This window comes from Rhodococcus artemisiae (assembly GCF_036327795.1).
GTDB classification, from domain to species: domain Bacteria; phylum Actinomycetota; class Actinomycetes; order Mycobacteriales; family Mycobacteriaceae; genus Rhodococcus; species Rhodococcus artemisiae.
Genome location: NZ_JAUTXY010000005.1, coordinates 23,720 through 38,919 on the forward strand (window position 1 = coordinate 23,720; position 15,200 = coordinate 38,919).

The 15,200-nt window shown below is 65.2% G+C and carries 17 protein-coding genes; 5 read left to right on the plus strand and 12 right to left on the minus strand.

The features are described from left to right. Positions 1-40: 40 nt before the first annotated feature. Positions 41-1,009, minus strand: a complete 969-nt coding sequence (locus Q7514_RS12505; RefSeq protein ID WP_330133590.1) for an LLM class F420-dependent oxidoreductase — start codon at positions 1,007-1,009, stop codon at positions 41-43. Here Q7514_RS12505 and Q7514_RS12510 point away from each other — a divergent pair. From Q7514_RS12510 to Q7514_RS12520, 3 genes are all read left to right on the plus strand, one after another. Continuing rightward, on the plus strand, positions 1,008-1,802 hold the full coding sequence (locus Q7514_RS12510; RefSeq protein ID WP_330133591.1) for an MOSC domain-containing protein: 795 nt from the start codon (positions 1,008-1,010) through the stop codon (positions 1,800-1,802). The two genes, Q7514_RS12505 and Q7514_RS12510, sit on opposite strands and share 2 nt — an antisense overlap. 165 nt (positions 1,803-1,967) lie before the next feature. Continuing rightward, positions 1,968-2,600, plus strand: coding sequence for a hypothetical protein (locus Q7514_RS12515; RefSeq protein ID WP_330133592.1), 633 nt, complete (start codon positions 1,968-1,970; stop codon positions 2,598-2,600). Beyond that, positions 2,600-2,818, plus strand: coding sequence for a helix-turn-helix domain-containing protein (locus Q7514_RS12520; RefSeq protein WP_330133593.1), 219 nt, complete (start codon positions 2,600-2,602; stop codon positions 2,816-2,818). Before Q7514_RS12515 ends, Q7514_RS12520 begins: the two co-directional genes overlap by 1 nt. Positions 2,819-2,879: 61 nt before the next feature. On the opposite strand, the gene Q7514_RS12525 is transcribed toward Q7514_RS12520, so the two are convergent. The 11 genes from Q7514_RS12525 to Q7514_RS12575 form a co-directional block, all read right to left on the minus strand. Further along, on the minus strand, positions 2,880-3,527 hold the full coding sequence (locus Q7514_RS12525) for a CoA transferase subunit B (protein WP_330133594.1): 648 nt from the start codon (positions 3,525-3,527) through the stop codon (positions 2,880-2,882). Positions 3,528-3,529: 2 nt separating this feature from the next. Continuing rightward, positions 3,530-4,288, minus strand: coding sequence for a CoA transferase subunit A (locus Q7514_RS12530; protein ID WP_330133595.1), 759 nt, complete (start codon positions 4,286-4,288; stop codon positions 3,530-3,532). Further along, positions 4,285-5,475 (minus strand): fumarylacetoacetase, encoded by a 1,191-nt coding sequence (gene fahA, locus Q7514_RS12535; RefSeq protein ID WP_330133596.1) that lies wholly within the window; start codon positions 5,473-5,475, stop codon positions 4,285-4,287. The genes Q7514_RS12530 and fahA overlap by 4 nt, the downstream gene beginning before the upstream one ends. Next, positions 5,472-6,383, minus strand: coding sequence for a hypothetical protein (locus tag Q7514_RS12540; RefSeq protein ID WP_330133597.1), 912 nt, complete (start codon positions 6,381-6,383; stop codon positions 5,472-5,474). Before Q7514_RS12540 ends, fahA begins: the two co-directional genes overlap by 4 nt. Next, positions 6,380-7,582, minus strand: a complete 1,203-nt coding sequence (locus tag Q7514_RS12545) for a homogentisate 1,2-dioxygenase (protein ID WP_330133598.1) — start codon at positions 7,580-7,582, stop codon at positions 6,380-6,382. Before Q7514_RS12545 ends, Q7514_RS12540 begins: the two co-directional genes overlap by 4 nt. A 121-nt stretch (positions 7,583-7,703) precedes the next feature. After that, positions 7,704-8,231: a MarR family winged helix-turn-helix transcriptional regulator gene (locus Q7514_RS12550; RefSeq protein ID WP_330133600.1), complete on the minus strand. Its 528-nt coding sequence runs from the start codon at positions 8,229-8,231 to the stop codon at positions 7,704-7,706. A gap of 110 nt (positions 8,232-8,341) precedes the next feature. Then, the gene (locus tag Q7514_RS12555) at positions 8,342-9,673 is read right to left on the minus strand and encodes an MFS transporter (RefSeq protein WP_330133601.1); all 1,332 of its coding nucleotides are present in this window, start codon (positions 9,671-9,673) and stop codon (positions 8,342-8,344) included. A gap of 36 nt (positions 9,674-9,709) precedes the next feature. Beyond that, positions 9,710-11,170 carry an FAD-dependent oxidoreductase gene (locus tag Q7514_RS12560; RefSeq protein ID WP_330133602.1) on the minus strand — a complete coding sequence of 487 codons (1,461 nt, stop codon included), beginning with the start codon at positions 11,168-11,170 and terminating at the stop codon, positions 9,710-9,712. After that, a complete protein-coding gene (locus Q7514_RS12565) occupies positions 11,167-11,964 on the minus strand; it encodes an SDR family NAD(P)-dependent oxidoreductase (protein ID WP_330133603.1) in 798 nt (265 codons plus the stop codon). The genes Q7514_RS12560 and Q7514_RS12565 overlap by 4 nt, the downstream gene beginning before the upstream one ends. After that, on the minus strand, positions 11,957-12,787 hold the full coding sequence (locus tag Q7514_RS12570; RefSeq protein ID WP_330133604.1) for an SDR family NAD(P)-dependent oxidoreductase: 831 nt from the start codon (positions 12,785-12,787) through the stop codon (positions 11,957-11,959). The genes Q7514_RS12565 and Q7514_RS12570 overlap by 8 nt, the downstream gene beginning before the upstream one ends. An 80-nt stretch (positions 12,788-12,867) precedes the next feature. Then, positions 12,868-13,299, minus strand: a complete 432-nt coding sequence (locus Q7514_RS12575) for a nuclear transport factor 2 family protein (protein WP_330133605.1) — start codon at positions 13,297-13,299, stop codon at positions 12,868-12,870. A gap of 176 nt (positions 13,300-13,475) precedes the next feature. Here Q7514_RS12575 and Q7514_RS12580 point away from each other — a divergent pair, with 176 nt between their 5' ends. Further along, on the plus strand, positions 13,476-14,138 hold the full coding sequence (locus Q7514_RS12580; RefSeq protein ID WP_330133922.1) for an IclR family transcriptional regulator: 663 nt from the start codon (positions 13,476-13,478) through the stop codon (positions 14,136-14,138). Between the two features lie 69 nt (positions 14,139-14,207). Continuing rightward, positions 14,208-15,197, plus strand: a complete 990-nt coding sequence (locus tag Q7514_RS12585) for an ABC transporter substrate-binding protein (RefSeq protein ID WP_330133606.1) — start codon at positions 14,208-14,210, stop codon at positions 15,195-15,197. Positions 15,198-15,200 lie beyond the last annotated feature (3 nt).

The following is a 15,200-nucleotide window of genomic DNA, read 5'->3' on the forward strand; positions in this document are numbered from 1 at the left end:
TTCCGTTAACTGTCGCTACAGAATCGTGACGACCCGGACCTCAGCGTGGTGCCAGCGCCCTGATCATCGGTGCCGGATCGCCGTCTGCGACGAGCAGCATCGCGGGGGTGGTGACGCCCGCCTCTACGTAACGTTCGACGTGTTCGCGGCACGCGTCGGGGTGTCCGTGCACGATGAGTTCGTCTACGACATGGTCGGGAATCGCTTCGAGCGCGGCCTTGCGGTCGCCTTCCGCCCACAGCCGCCACATGCCGGCGAACTCGTCGGATCGTCCGAGGAACTCGTGGAAGGCCCGATAGACGGGCACATTCATGTACGCGGCGATCATGCGCCGGCCCATGGCCCGAGCGGTGTCGGTGTCGTATCCGGGCAGCACGAAGATCCGCGCGACGATCTCCTTACCGTCGCCGCCCTCGTGGACGTACGGCGCGACAGTGCGGACGTCGTCGGCCGACAACCAGTTGACGATCGCCCCGTCGGCTTCCTTGCCGGCGAGTCGCAGCATCCCGGGTCGCAGGGCCGCGAGCAGCACGGGCGGAGCGGGATCCGCGACCATCCCGGCGCGGAACCCGTCGACGGTGAAGGTGTCGTACTCCTCGGTCACCTTTTCGCCGGCCAACGCCGACTTCAGGAATCGCAGCGTGTCGCGGGCGCGCTTGTACGGCTCGTCGAAGGGAATGCTGTTCCACTTCTCGACGATGACGTTGGACGACGTGCCGACTCCGAGCACGAACCGTCCTGGAGCTGCGGAGGCCAAGGTGGCAGCAGACATCGCGAGCGTGGCCGGGCCGCGGGTGTAGACGGGGACGATCGCGGTGCCGAGCCTCAACGTGGGCGCCCACACGCTCGCGAGTGCGAGCGGGGTGAAGGCGTCGGCCACGTTGGCTTCGGACGACCAGACGTCGGAGTAGCCGAGGTCGGGAAGCTCTTCGATGATGCTGCGCTGATCGGCCAGGGGGATGCCGTCGAGGGGAACCGTGAGTCCCCACCGTCGTGTCTTGTCGGTCATGGCCGTCACACTAGAGCAGGTCCCCAGAGGTCACACAGCATCCGTATGCTGGCTCGTTGTGCATGTCGGTCAACTGTGGCGGTATCCGGTCAAGTCCTTCGGAGGCGAGCGGCTGCAGTCCGCGACGATCGAATCCGACGGCTCGCGCGGCGATCACGTGTGGGCCGTCGTCGATGCAGAATCGGGCGCGGTGGCAAGCGCGAAGAAGTTCCGCCGGTTCGGCGTGTTGCTGACATGCCGTGCACGCCTGACGGACGAGGCCGACCCGCGCGACCCGGCATCGCTGGAATTGACCTTCCCTGACGGCACCGTGATGCGGGGTGACGACAGCGGCGTCGACGAGATGTTGTCGGATCTGACGGGGCACGCCGTCCGGCTCGAAGCCAAGGCCCGCTCGTACGACGCAGCTCCTCTTCACGTGGTGACGACGGCAGCGGTCGAGGCGCTCGACACGGGCGATCCGGTCGAGATAGCCGTCCGCCGGTTCAGGCCGACGATCGTCGTCGACACAGAAGGCATGGACGGTTTCGTCGAGAACGACTGGCTGGGTGTTCGGCTCCGGGTAGGCAACGCGGTCGTCGAGCCGAACAAGCGCACCGATCGGTGTGTGATGGTGACGCTCGACCACCAGGAGATTCCTGCTCGGCGCGAGATGTTGCGCACCGTCATGTCGCGCAATCGTGTGATGACCCGTGAGGATGGCAAGGAAGCGCCGTGCGTCGGTGTGTACGCACAGGTCAGCACAACGGGGACCATCCACTGCGGCGACCCGGTCGCAATTTCGAACGCCTGACCCCCGGCGCGCATTTGGGAGACAGAGGCAACCCGTCGGCGGGCAGTATCTGTCCGAAGCGGCTGCGGTTTCGACATCCAACACTAGACATATCGTTTGTCGATGTGTATAACGATTATCGATGCATCGATAATCGTTATGGCTCTTCGAGTAGCAGGAGACGATATGAACACCACCGACAGCGAGCCGATCACTCCGACCGACACATCGAAGAAAGACCGCCGCGACCTGTGGGCGTCGATCACCGTCTTCGCCCTCACCGGCGGCGTCGTCCTCTACACGTATTTCACCGGACTCCTCCGCGAACTGAACGACGGGATCGTCACAGCGCGTGTCGAGTTCGACGAGCCTCAGGCACTGACGTCGCTCGACGGTGTTGCGATGCAACTGGGGTCGCCTTCCACCATCGACGTGTCGACAGACCCGCTCTCCCCCGTCACTGTCGGCTTCCTCCGGAGCGCCGACGCACTGCAGACATTCGGCTACCTGGCGGTACTGGCACTGTTGACGTGGATGGTCGTGCGATTCGTCCGCGGCCACCTGTTCGACCGCCTCGCGGTGCGTCTCGTCGCGGTCTCCTCCCTGGTGGCGGTCGCGACCATCCTCGTTCCGCAGTTCCCCCGAACACTCGGCACCAACATGCTGCTACGCGACGTGGAGGCCCGCGAGATGATGGACACCGCGACGCTCGGTCCCGAATTCTGGTATGGGTATGTGTTCTGCATGGCGCTGTCGGCGGTCGCGGTCGCGCTGCGGATCGGTAGCCGTATGGCCCGCGACAACGAAGGCCTCGTCTGATGCCTCCCGAAACGGAACATGCCGTTCGCTGCCACCTCGACACATTGCTGGCCGATCGAGGTATGACGTTGGCGCAGTTGGCCGAAGAGGTGGGGGTGAGTGTCGTGAACCTGTCGGTGTTGAAGAACGGGCGCGCTCGCGCCATCCGCTTCTCGACCCTCACCGCTGTGTGTCGAGTTCTGAATTGCTCTGTGGGAGATCTGCTCTCGGTCGATTGACTCGAGATACAGCGATGCCCGGGTCCTTGTGGGTCCCGGGCATCGTTGCGTGGTCCGGCCATCAAGCCAGGGGCGCTCCTGTTGCTGCGCGGACCTGTTCCTCGGTCACGCCCGGCGCGCACTCACGCAGAGCCAGACCATCATCGGTAACGTCGATGACGGCAAGATTGGTTATGATCCTCTGCACCACGCCCTCACCGGTCAGCGGAAGCGAACACGAATCGACGATCTTCGGCGCACCGGTCTTGTCGGTGTGCTCCATCAACACGATCACCTTGCGAGCACCGTGCACCAGATCCATCGCACCGCCCATGCCCTTGACCATCTTGCCCGGCACCATCCAGTTCGCCAGGTCTCCAGTGGCCGACACCTGCATACCGCCGAGGACGGCGGTATCGATGTGACCACCGCGGATCATGCCGAACGACAGTGCCGAATCGAAGAACGCCGCACCGGGATTGACCGTCACCGTCTCCTTACCGGCATTGATCAGATCCGGGTCGATCTCGTCCTCGGTCGGATACCGGCCGGTGCCCAAAATCCCGTTCTCCGAATGCAGAGTCACCCGCACACCTTCGGGCAGATAATTCGGGATCAGGGTCGGCAGGCCGATACCGAGATTGACGTACTCACCCGGAGACAGTTCCTGCGCCGCACGCGCAGCCATCTCCGTACGCGACCAGCCGAGCGTCTCCACAACAGCAGTCATGCTCAGGCCACCTTTCCGGCGCTGACGGTGCGCTTCTCGATCAGCTTGTCCTGGATGCCGGTGTGCACGATCCGATCGACGAACACACCCGGCAGATGCACCTGCCCCGGATCGATCTCACCCGGCTCGACGAGCTCCTCGACCTGCACGATGCACACCGCGCCGGCCATCGCCGCCAGCGGATTGAAATTCATCGCGGCCTTGTTGAACACCAGATTGCCCTCGGTATCCCCCCGCAGCGCATGCACCAACGAATAGTCGGCGCTGATCGCCTCCTCGAGCACATACCGCTTACCACGGAACTCGCGGATCTCCTTCGCCGGCGACGCGATCTGCACCGACCCGTCCGCCGCATACCGCCACGGCAACCCACCCTCGGAGATCGGGGTGCCCACACCCGCGGGAGTGAAGAACGCCGGAATCCCGGCACCACCGGCGCGGAGCTTCTCGGCGAGGGTGCCTTGCGGTGTCAGCTCGACCTCGAGTTCACCGGAGAGGTACTGGCGTGCGAATTCCTTGTTCTCACCGACGTACGACGCGGTGACCCGGCTGATCCGCTTCTCGCCGAGAAGAATTCCGAGTCCGTGGCCGTCGACACCGCAGTTGTTGGAGAACACCTCGAAATCGGTGGCGTCACCCGCAGCGATCGCCTTGATCAGTTCATCGGGGATACCCGACAGACCGAAACCACCGACGGCCAGCGACGCACCCGAGGGGATACCAGCGACCGCGTCGGCCGCCGTAGCGAAAACCTTGCTCACTTGCTGTCCCCTGTGGCGGGCAGGATGCGGTTGCGCACCTCACCGAAACCGATACGCGAACCGTTCGGTCCGGGAGCGGTAGCGGAGATCGAGATTTCGTCGCCGTCCTCGAGGAAGGTGCGAGTCTCGTCACCGACCTGGACGGGCTCTGCACCACCCCAGGTGAGTTCGATGAACGCACCGCGCTGATCCTTCTCCGTGCCGGAGATGGTGCCGGAGCCGAACAGGTCGCCGGTGCGGGTCGCGGCGCCGTTGACCGCGGTGTGCGCAAGCATCTGCGCGGGTGACCAGTACATCTGGGCATACGGCGGGCGCGAGACGATGTGGCCGTTCCACTCCACCGCGAGATCGATGTCCAGGCCCCACTTCTCCTCACCCAACAGGTACGGGAGCGGTTCGGGGTCCTGAACCGGGGTGTCGATGCGCGCGGCCTCGAGCGCTGCGATCGGCACGACCCACGGCGAGATCGACGTCGCGAACGACTTGCCGAGGTTCGGTCCGAGCGGCACGTACTCCCATGCCTGGATGTCGCGGGCCGACCAGTCGTTGAGGATCACGGCGCCGAAGCAGTGATCAGCGAACTCGTCGGGAGCGATCTGCTCCCCCATCTTCGAGCCCGCGCCGACGATGAAGCCCATCTCGGCTTCGATATCGAGGCGGATCGACGGACCGTACACGGGCGCTTCGTCGTTCGGTCCCTTGCGCTGACCGCACGGACGGACGATGTCGACACCCGAGGTGACGACGGTCGAGGAGCGTCCGTGGTATCCGACGGGCAGATGCTTCCAGTTCGGCATGAGCGGGTCGGGGTTCTGGGGACGGAACAGCCGACCCAGGTTCGACGCATGGTTTTCCGATGCGTAGAAGTCGACGTAGTCGGCGACCTCGATGGGCAGGTGCAGCGTGACGTCGCCGATCGGGAAGACAGCGTCGTCGGCCACATCACCGGCGATCGTCTGCTTGATGGTGGCGCGCACCTCGTCCCAGCGGGCACGGCCCTGCGCCATGAAGGCGTTGAGGCTCGGTTCGGCGAACACGACGTCGTCTTCGAACACGCGACTCAGGTCGAGGACCGAATCACCCACGCGCACACCGACGCGCGGCTCCGAATCAGTGGTGGAGAAAATGCCGTAGGGCAGGTTGTCGAGCCCGAAGAGCGAATCGTCCGGGATTGCAATGGTGGTCATTCGTGCGTTCCTTCGCGGTGTGCCACCGCATCAGCGGCAGAGTTGATCGGAGATACGGTCGACGGTGCCAGTCCGAGGTCGAGCAGGTCGGCGAGTGGGTCGGCGATGCTGCAGGTGCCGTACGAGCGGAACCTGCTACGCACCTCTGCGGCACGCTCGTCGGACAGATCCTTCAAACGTGATGCGAGAGCAGCACCGTCGCGGTCGGCGAGCGCCTCCGCAACTGCAGCGTTGTCGCCGCCGTCGAGTGCCACGGCGACCGCGTCGAGGATGTTCAGGAAACCGTGCTGTTCGAAGCCGGTCTCGGGGTCGGTGTTACGAACCGCGTGGTGCAACCCGGCGGTGGCCTTGAACGGGACACCTGCAGCGACAACCGTGCCGATGGCCTCCGCCAACTCTGCTTCGTCGGGGTACGCCTCGGCGACGATCCCGCCGGTGCGGAACTTCGCCGAGTACGGCGTCTGTGCGAGGCGAGCCAGGATCTCCGGGCGACGCTCGTCTCGGGGTACTTCGACGAACACGCTGAGTTCCGGTTTGGCCGAAGAGATCTCGCCCAGCGCGGTAAAGAGTTCGTCGACCGTCTGCTCTGCGGGAACGGCGATCTCGAGAGCGGTGACGGACACGGAATCGAGTGTCGCGGCCTTCGCCAGCGCGGGTGCGACCGCATCGGTACCGGTGGGCACCGTCAAGCTCAGCTCGAGCTCACCGGTATACGGCTCCTGCGCGAGCAGCTCGGCGAGCTCACCGAGACGCCCGGCAGGGAACACGAACGACCCGACGAGCGGCGCGTGATCGGCAGCAGTGTGGACGGCGTGCGCAGGGACCGCATCCGCGATCGGCGCATTTCCAGGAGGGAAGAGTGCGGCATCGTCACACAGCTGCGTGAGCAGAGGGCCGAAGGGTGTCACTTGGATGCCTCCCTGTTGCGGTTCCAGCTTCCGGCATACGCGGCGTCCTCGCACGCGAGGGCGCCTTCGCCGAGTTCGAGCGGGCGGAAGGTGTCGACCATGACGGCGAGTTCGTCGAAGAACTCGGCGCCGATACTGCGTTCGTACGCTCCGGGCTGCGGGCCGTGAGCGTGGCCGCCGGGATGGACCGAGATGGAGCCCTGTCCGATACCCGAACCCTTACGGGCCTCGTAGTCGCCACCCACGTAGAACATGACCTCGTCGGAGTCGACGTTCGAGTGGTAGTACGGCACCGGGATCGACAGCGGGTGGTAATCCACCTTGCGGGGCACGAAGTTGCAGATCACGAAGTTACTGCCCTCGAACGACTGGTGCGCCGGCGGCGGTTGGTGCACGCGGCCGGTGATCGGCTCGTAGTCGTGGATCGAGAACGTGTACGGGTACAGGCAGCCGTCCCATCCGACGACGTCGAACGGATGGTTCGGCATGAGGTAGCGGGTGCCGACGATGCCGTGGGAGGTGCGGTGCTTGACGAGCACCTCGACGTTCTCCTCCTCGACGATCAGCGGCTCGGCGGGGCCGTGCAGGTCGCGTTCACAGAAGGGGGCGTTCTCGAGGAACTGGCCGAACTTCGACAGGTAGCGCTTCGGCGGCACGATGTGGCTGTTCGCCTCGATCGTGTAGGCGCGCAGCGGCTCGTCGCCCGTCGGCACCCAGCGGTGTGTGGTGGCCATGGGCAGCAGCACGTAGTCGCCGGGCTCGGCCTCGAGCGTGCCGAACACGGTCTCGACCTTCGCGGTGCCCGACTCGACGTAGACCATTTCGTCACCCACCACGTTGCGGTAGAGCGGCGACGGCTTCTTGGACACGGCGTACGAGATGCGGACGTCGGGGTTGCCGAGGATCATGCGGCGGCCGGTGACGACGTCGGTGTCGTTCCAGACGCTCTCCGGGAAGAGGTCGTGCAGCTTCAGGTGCCGAGGCTTGAGTGGATGGTTCGGCGTCGTGGCCTGGTCCGGGACCTTCCACTCGGTGGCGTCGACGATCGCCGAGGGGATGTACTTGTGGTACAGCAGCGCGGAGTCCGACGAGAAACCTTCCTCACCCATCAGCTCCTCGTAGTAGAGGTTGCCGTTGTCGTCGCGGTGCTGGGTGTGACGCTTGGGCGGGATGACGCCGAGCTGTCGGTAGAACGCCATGGTTCGGCTCCTCGGAAATGATGAATCGGACTGCGCGGGGTCTCTGCCGCCGCCGGGGTTAGTAAACACATTAACTAATTCGGGAGCGTGAGCGCAACCACAGGGAAGAAGTTGCCGTGAATCAGTTGCGTCCGCGCACGTCGAACTGACTGCGGTTGGTGATGAGCTTGTTCAGCAGCATCACGAGAATCTGCTGCTCAGCGTCGCTGAGAACATCCACCCACGCGAGTTCGCGCTCGTTCTGCGCGCCGAATGCCTCGACGATTTCCTTCTCGCCGGCCTCGGTCAGTGACAGCTGCACCGAGCGGGCATCGTGACTGACGGGCGTCTTCTCCAGAACATTGGCTTCGACCAGCGGTTTCGCGAGATTCGACACGGCCGCACGACTCATCCCGGTCAGCCTCGCCGCCACGTTCGGTTCGATGGGGCCGGCCAGCCAGATCACGAACATCAGGCGATACGCCGACCACGAGCGCCCGCGCGGGCGGTGCACGCTCGATTCGAGATCGTAGGTGACGATGTCCGACGCTCGGTTCAACGTGAGCAACACTTCGGTCGCGCTGCGGTGATGGTCGCCGAACTTGCTGTTCAGACGCTCCTGCGCGAGTTCGACGAAGGACCAGTAGTCGAGGTCGCGGGGTGCGGACATGCGGTCACAGTACCGCAGACCGCGAGCTTGTTCACACATTTATCATCTGCTGAACAACGAACGCCGACACCCACATCGGGTGCCGGCGTTCGCTCGATACAGGTCCGGCGTCAGTCGGTCGGCAACTCGATGCCCTTGGTCTCCTCGATGAGGAACACCGCTACCAAGGTCAGCAGCGCCGTGAACACGAAGTACCCGGCCGGAGCCAGCGAGTTCCCGGTGACATCGATCAGCCACGTGGCAATGAAGGGTGCGGTGCCGCCCAGGCACATGTTCGTGACGTTGTTACCGAGTGCGATACCGCTGTACCGCACCGACGCCTTCAGCATCTCGACGTAGACGACGAAGGAAGCGCCGTTGACGACCGACACACAGATGAACAACACCGACTGACCGAGAACGGCCTGCCACAGGGTTCCGCCTGCCATCAACATGAACATCGGGACGCCGAGCACCGCCGCAGCGAGGCTACCGGCGAACAACACCGGCTTACGTCCGTATTTGTCGGCCATGTAGCCGGAGATCGGCAGGGTGATCACGCCCAGGACCAGCGCGAGCGACGTCGACAGGAACGCCGCCGACGACGTCTGTCCACCTTCGGTCTGCAAGTACGTCGCCGCGTAGACCGACGCGACGTAGTAGCCGCCGACGATGAGCGCCCCGAGCATGATGATCTTGAGGACGCTTCCGCCGGAGGTCTTCAGGAGTTCCACGACGGGCAGCTTCTTCGTTTCGCCCTTCTCCGCCATCTCCTCGAACTGCGGGGTGTCTTCGAGGTGGTTACGGATCCAGACGCCGATGACACCGATCACGACGCTGAGCAGGAACGGGATGCGCCAAGCCCACTCGAGGATCTGCTCCTCCGAGAAGGTCGACGTGATACCGAGTGCGACGAGCGACGCCACCAGAGAACCGAGGTACGTGCCGGAGTTGACCATCGAGGTCTGCGTCGCACGCCACCGTGCCGGTGCGGATTCGGACACGAACGCGTTGGCACCTCCGAGCTCACCGCCGGCTGCGAAGCCCTGCAGACAGCGGGCCAGCACGAGCAGGACGGTCGCCCACACGCCGAGGGTGGCGTAGGTGGGCATCAGACCCATGGCCGCCGTCGCCACCACCATCAGCAGGATGGTCCACGACAGCGCGGTCTTACGTCCGTATCTGTCGCCGATGTGACCGAAGACGATGCCGCCGGGCACCCGCAGGAAGAAGGCCACCGCGAAGGCCGCGAAGGTCCCCAGCAGAGCGGCCGTGTCGTTCTCCGAGACGAAGAACAGCGTGGCAACCATCGTTGCCATGTAGCCGTAGATACCGAAGTCGTAGTACTCGACGACGGTACCCACGACCGCCGCGCGGATGACCGTGGCCGTCGACTGTTTCTTCGGTGCGGGGTCTGCGTGCGGCGGCCTTTCCGCGGCCGTTGCCGCGTCGGATCCAAGCATGGTGTGTCCTTAGTGGTTCGAGGGGACAGGCGGGCGTCAGACGCCGGCTGTCCCGAGTTCAGACGGCGGCGTGGAGCCGACGGAGGACGCCCGTGCCGCGTTGCGGCCGGCGATGCGCCCCATGGTCAATGCGTTGGCGACGGCGTTTCCGCCACCCACATAGCGGAGGCCGAGGATCCCGGCTCCCGCTTCTCCGGCCGCATACAGGCCGGGGACGACGTTCCCGATCGTGTCGAGAACTTCGGCGTTCTGATTGATCTCGAGCCCCGCGTGCGTACAGACCAGTTCGGCGGGCAGCATACGCACCGCGTAGAACGGTCCCTGCGCGACGGGGTCGGGATCGGAGGTCGAGCCCTTGTTCGCAAGGGTGCGGTGGCGCAGGAAATCGTCGTCGACACCGTTCGGGAGCTGGGAGTTCCACCGGGTCACGGTGGCCACCAGCGCGGGCACGGGCACGCCGATCAGCCCTGCGAGTTCGACGAGGGTACCTGCGCGCACAGTACGCCCCGCGTCGGCTTCCGCCGCGACGCGCTCGGCGTCCCAGTCGGCGTAACCGGCGGGGAGCTCCGTACGCGCCTTCTCATCGAAGATCGCCCACACGGGCCCGTCCTGCGCGTCCATGAGACCACCCGACACGGCGTACGAGGCATCCTCGTCCATGAACCGGCGACCGGCCTTGTTGACGTAGATCCGCGATTTGGGCGGGAACCCCGCCTGCCAGTGGTGGTAGCGCTGGAAGTAGGCGGTGGGCATGGTCAAGCCCCAGTCCTTGCCGACGACCGCGGACCCGATCTGCTCGCCGAACCGGAGATGATCACCGCGGCTACCGGGTGCGGCGACCACGAACAACGACTCGCCCGCGGCGAGAGGGTACGGGTAGTACTGCTCGAGCAGTTCAGTGCTCTGTGCGAATCCGCCGGACGCCACGACCACGGAGTGCGCGCGGACCTCGATATCATCCGCGACGACACCGACGACCCGACCGCCCTCGACGAGCAGGCGCTGCACCCGGGTGGCGAGGATCGCCTCGACGCCATGGGCGCGGCGGGCCCGGTCGAGCGTCTGGACGAGTCCGTAACCCTGGTCCTTCGGCACGTGGCCGCGCCACACGTCCTCGACCCCGGCCTGGCACAGGCCCGGCATGTGGGCATTCGACGACACCCGCGCCGGGATCTCCACACCGAGTTCGAGGAGCCACTCGAGAGTGGGACCGGCGTTGTCGCAGAACGCCCGGACGAGACCGGGGTTGAGGATCCAGTGGTTGAGGTCCATGTAGTGCTGGAAGAACTTGTCGGCGGTGTCCTCGATGCCGAGTCCTGCCTGCACGCTCGTCCCTGCAGCCGTGAAGAGCCCGGCCGACAACTGCGTCGACCCGCCCAGTTCCGTTTCGGATTCGAACAGCAGAACGCTCGCGCCGGCTTCGGCGGCAGAGACCGCCGCAGCGAGGCCCGCGCCGCCGCCGCCGATCACCACGACGTCGATGATGTCGTCGCTCATGACAGTTGATCTCCCGTCTCCGCGATGATGCGGTGGTAGAGGCCGTTGGAGGTCATCCCGCCGTCGACGGTGACCTCACTGCCGGTCATGTACGTGGACCGATCCGAGAGCAGGAACATCACGGCGTCGGTGATCTCGTCGACCGTCGCCATCCGCCCGACCGGAACGCTCTCGAGAGCGGCACCGACGAATGCGTCCGCCCCTCCCAGCAGCGACGTCCCGACCAGCCCGGGGTGCACCGAGTTGACTCGGATTCCCCACTTCGCGAAATTACCTGCTGCCGATTTCGACAGGCCCCGCACTCCCCACTTGCTCGACGAGTAGGCCGGAGAGAAGTAGCCGATCTGCCCGGAGATCGAGGAGATGTTGACGATGGAGCCGCCGCCGCTGTCGCGCATGAGGGGCGCAACGGCTTTCATGCCGTAGAAGGGACCGAACAGATTGATACGCATCGTGGATTCCCAGACATCGTCCGGGGTATCCATGAACTCGAGCCGCCGCGAGATCCCGGCGTTGTTGACCAGTCCACCGAGTGCCCCATGCCGAGAACTGATCTCGTTCACCACCCGGGTCCACGACGCCGAGTCGGCGACGTCGAGCGTGTAGGCCGACGCGGAACCCCCCGCAGCTTCGATCTCCTCGACGACCGCGGAGGTATCTGCCACGTCGGCCAGGCACACATGAGCACCGCGGGCCGCGAGCACACGAGAGTGGTTGGCGCCCATACCCGCAGCCGCGCCCGTGACGAGAACGACCGACGGGTACGTCACGGTTTCCAGGACCGGATCAGACATGGCGTGAGCCACCGTCGACCGCGATCGAGTGTCCCGTGACGTAGCGGGCACTGTCGGACAGGAGGAACAGGAGCGGACCGAAGACCTCTTCCGGCGAGCCCAGACGGTGCAGCGGCACGACGTCGAGTGCGTGCTTCAGCGCTGCCGGATCCTCCTGCACCCAGCGGGTCATCTCGGTGTCGATGTAGCCCGGAGCGATCGAGTTGACACGAATTCCCTTGTCGCCGAATTCGACTGCGAGAGACTCGGTGAGATGCGCGACAGCAGCCTTCGACGCGCAGTAGGCACCGCGCCCCTTGCGCACGCGCAGCGCCGACACCGACGACATGTTGACGATCGCGCTGCCCGGCTGCATGTGCCGCGCCGCGGCCTGCGCACCGAAGAGGACACCCTCGACGTTGACGTCGAGCGTGGCTGCGATCTGCTCCTTCGAGATCTCGTCGGCGAGCGCAAACGGGAAGATGCCGGCGTTGTTGATCCAGAAGTCGATCCAGCCGAACTCCTGCAGCGCGACCTGAGCGAGCGCCTCGTGCTCGGCAGGATCGGTGACGTCGATACGCGCGCCGACCACGATGCCGGGAGTCTCGGCGAGGGACTCGGCCGCGAGCTCGGCGTTGATCTGCTCGGCGGTCTCCTTCATCTGGACGTCGTTGATGTCACCACCGACGACGTTGACGCCGCGCGAGGCGAGACCACGGGCGAACTGTGCCCCCATTCCGCGTGCGGCTCCGGTGACGACGGCGACCTTGCCGGCCATCTCCGGGTACTGCGCGATGATCTGAGAGGTGACGGTACGACCCGGGTTCTGAGCATCAGTGGTCATCGTGGAAATTCCTCCGTAAGTACGAAACAAAGTGGGTTACAACAACACCGAGTTCTTGCGTCGTCGCGAGCGACGGTGGTTCATGCGTCGTCGCGAGCGACGGTGCGGCGGTCGACGAGCCACGTGTCGCCGTGCCGGACGATTCGGTCGTCGATCGTGGTGAATCGGACGAGGCGCGAGTCGCCGGCGCGGGCGGTGGCCACGATCTGCAGATACGCCCGGACGCGCAGGGTGTCGTCGTCGATTCTGTCGACCGCCACGTTGGTGACGACGTGACGGTGGACCTCGTCGGCATCGTGCGCGCCGGAGTAGAACCGCCCGGCGAAAGCCTCGAGATTGTCGGTACCGGAGACGGGCGCCGGATAGCTGGGTGAGCAGAACTCGCCGTCGGGCGTGAACGTCTCCGCCCATGCCCGCGCGGAGCCACCGTCGATGAGGTGGCTCTGCAGTCCGTAGAGCTGATGGACCTGCGCGAGCAGCGCCGCGTCGACACCGTTGTCAATGCGTGTCATGTCGTGGAAACCCATTCGTATGTGTGCGATAATCGCACTATCCGTGCGATTAACGATAATGCTAGGTGTTACAGTTCACAGACGTCAAGGAGGTACGGGGCGAGATGACCCAAACGCAGGATGAGGCTGCGCCTATGCGGGCGTTCGACATGGCGCGGATCGAGCCGGATTCGGGCATGTCGAAGACACTTCACAACGGTCTCGAGATCCTCGAGCTACTGGCTGCGCACCCGAACGGGTTGTCCGTCAGTGAGATTGCCGAATGCATCGGCGTGCACCGGACGGTGGCCCATCGGCTGATCCGAACCCTCGAAGCGCACCGCTTGTGCCGCCGCGACGAGTACAAGCGGATCTCGCTCGGAGCCGGACTCGTCACTCTGTCGGAATCGGTCGAACAGGATCTGCGCACGCTCGCGCGCCCGATCCTCGAAGATCTCGCCGACACCGTGGAAGCGACCGCCCACCTCGTCGTCCGCGAATCGGACACCACCGTCCGAGCGATGATGGTGATCGAGCCGCGACGATCGCAGGTCCACATCGCTTTTCGTCCCGGACAGGTCCATCCGGTCAATCGCGGCTCCGCGGGCCTGGCCATCTTGTCGACGCTGCCACCGACAGCCGACGAGCGTCCAGAAGTCGACCGAGCACGTCGACTCGGATACGCGATCTCTGCGGGCGAGGTCGTCTCCACCACCATCGGTATCTCCGCCGGTGTCCCCCGCCGCGTCGGCGGGGCACAGGCAGCGGTAGGTGTCTCGGTCTTCGATGCCACCGACGAAGCACGGATCGGTGCGGCCGTTGCGGCGGCAGCGAGATCTCTCGGAGATCTCCTGCACTGAGACACGAAGTGAGTACGCTGCCCGTATCCGGGAACGATTTCGCGATCTGCGGACGAAGGGATATCGCGCATGCGTGTCGCACTCGTACTCACCACCGCCGCGGCACTGATACTGACCGCCTGCGGAACCTCGGACGATTCCACCGGCCCCGAGTCGGGCGATGGCGCGGAGGGCGCCTTCCCTGTCGAGGTCACCGACAAATACGGCACCGTCACCATCGAAGAACAGCCCGAACGGATCGTGACGGTGGGCTTCAACGACCAGGACTTCGTCCTCGCACTCGGCCGGATTCCGGTGGGCACCCGCGAGTACATGGGATTCGACTACCGGAACCGCCCGTGGGCTCAGGAGCAACTCGACGGGCAGGAGATTCCCGAGGTCGGTGGGCTCGAGGTAAACGCCGAGCAGGTGGCGGCGCTGGGGCCCGACCTGATCCTCGGCACCTATTCAGTGCTCGAACCGGACCAGTACGACACGCTCTCCCAGATCGCACCGATGGTGGGCGATCTCGAGGCCGGCGACGGCACCTCCACTCCGTCGTGGCAGGAACAACTCGCGGCGATCGGCGACGCGATGGGCGCGCGTGCAGAGGCAGAGCAACTCCGCGCCGACGTCGAGCAGGACTTCAGAGACGCGGTCGAGGCGAATCCGCAGTTCGAGGGCCGCACCGCCGCCGTTGCGCTGCACATGGACGACGGATCGTTCTACATTCTCGAGGCCGGGGATCCGCGCAATCGGTTCTTCTCCGACCTCGGTTTCGCGACTCCAGCGGTCACCGGCGAAGTCGGCCCCGAACGCTACGACCTGCTCGACCAGGAGAACCTCATCGTCGTGGGCGCGACGGCCGAAACGCTGGCGGACGACGAACTCTTCCAATCACTGGATGTGGTGAGTTCCGACCGCACCGTCTACCTCGGCGAGTTCGGTACCACCGCGCCTGCGGCGCTCGGTTTCGCGAGCCCTCTCAGTCTGCCGTACCTGATCGGCGCGGCACTCCCGTCGCTCGCAGCGGCGAGCGACGACGATCCCGCGACCGTCGTCCCTGCCGTCGAGGAATGAGCG

Bases quoted from the DNA above. Each gene is read 5' to 3' on its own strand.
- Q7514_RS12510 (WP_330133591.1), top strand. From the start codon at position 1,008: ATGGCCGTCACACTAGAGCAGGTCCCCAGAGGTCACACAGCATCCGTA.
- Q7514_RS12505 (WP_330133590.1), bottom strand. From the start codon at position 1,009: ATGACCGACAAGACACGACGGTGGGGACTCACGGTTCCCCTCGACGGC.
- Q7514_RS12515 (WP_330133592.1), top strand. From the start codon at position 1,968: ATGAACACCACCGACAGCGAGCCGATCACTCCGACCGACACATCGAAG.
- Q7514_RS12520 (WP_330133593.1), top strand. From the start codon at position 2,600: ATGCCTCCCGAAACGGAACATGCCGTTCGCTGCCACCTCGACACATTG.
- Q7514_RS12525 (WP_330133594.1), bottom strand. From the start codon at position 3,527: ATGACTGCTGTTGTGGAGACGCTCGGCTGGTCGCGTACGGAGATGGCT.
- fahA (WP_330133596.1), bottom strand. From the start codon at position 5,475: ATGACCACCATTGCAATCCCGGACGATTCGCTCTTCGGGCTCGACAAC.
- Q7514_RS12545 (WP_330133598.1), bottom strand. From the start codon at position 7,582: ATGGCGTTCTACCGACAGCTCGGCGTCATCCCGCCCAAGCGTCACACC.
- Q7514_RS12550 (WP_330133600.1), bottom strand. From the start codon at position 8,231: ATGTCCGCACCCCGCGACCTCGACTACTGGTCCTTCGTCGAACTCGCG.
- Q7514_RS12555 (WP_330133601.1), bottom strand. From the start codon at position 9,673: ATGCTTGGATCCGACGCGGCAACGGCCGCGGAAAGGCCGCCGCACGCA.
- Q7514_RS12560 (WP_330133602.1), bottom strand. From the start codon at position 11,170: ATGAGCGACGACATCATCGACGTCGTGGTGATCGGCGGCGGCGGCGCG.
- Q7514_RS12565 (WP_330133603.1), bottom strand. From the start codon at position 11,964: ATGTCTGATCCGGTCCTGGAAACCGTGACGTACCCGTCGGTCGTTCTC.
- Q7514_RS12570 (WP_330133604.1), bottom strand. From the start codon at position 12,787: ATGACCACTGATGCTCAGAACCCGGGTCGTACCGTCACCTCTCAGATC.
- Q7514_RS12575 (WP_330133605.1), bottom strand. From the start codon at position 13,299: ATGACACGCATTGACAACGGTGTCGACGCGGCGCTGCTCGCGCAGGTC.
- Q7514_RS12580 (WP_330133922.1), top strand. From the start codon at position 13,476: ATGTCGAAGACACTTCACAACGGTCTCGAGATCCTCGAGCTACTGGCT.
- Q7514_RS12585 (WP_330133606.1), top strand. From the start codon at position 14,208: ATGCGTGTCGCACTCGTACTCACCACCGCCGCGGCACTGATACTGACC.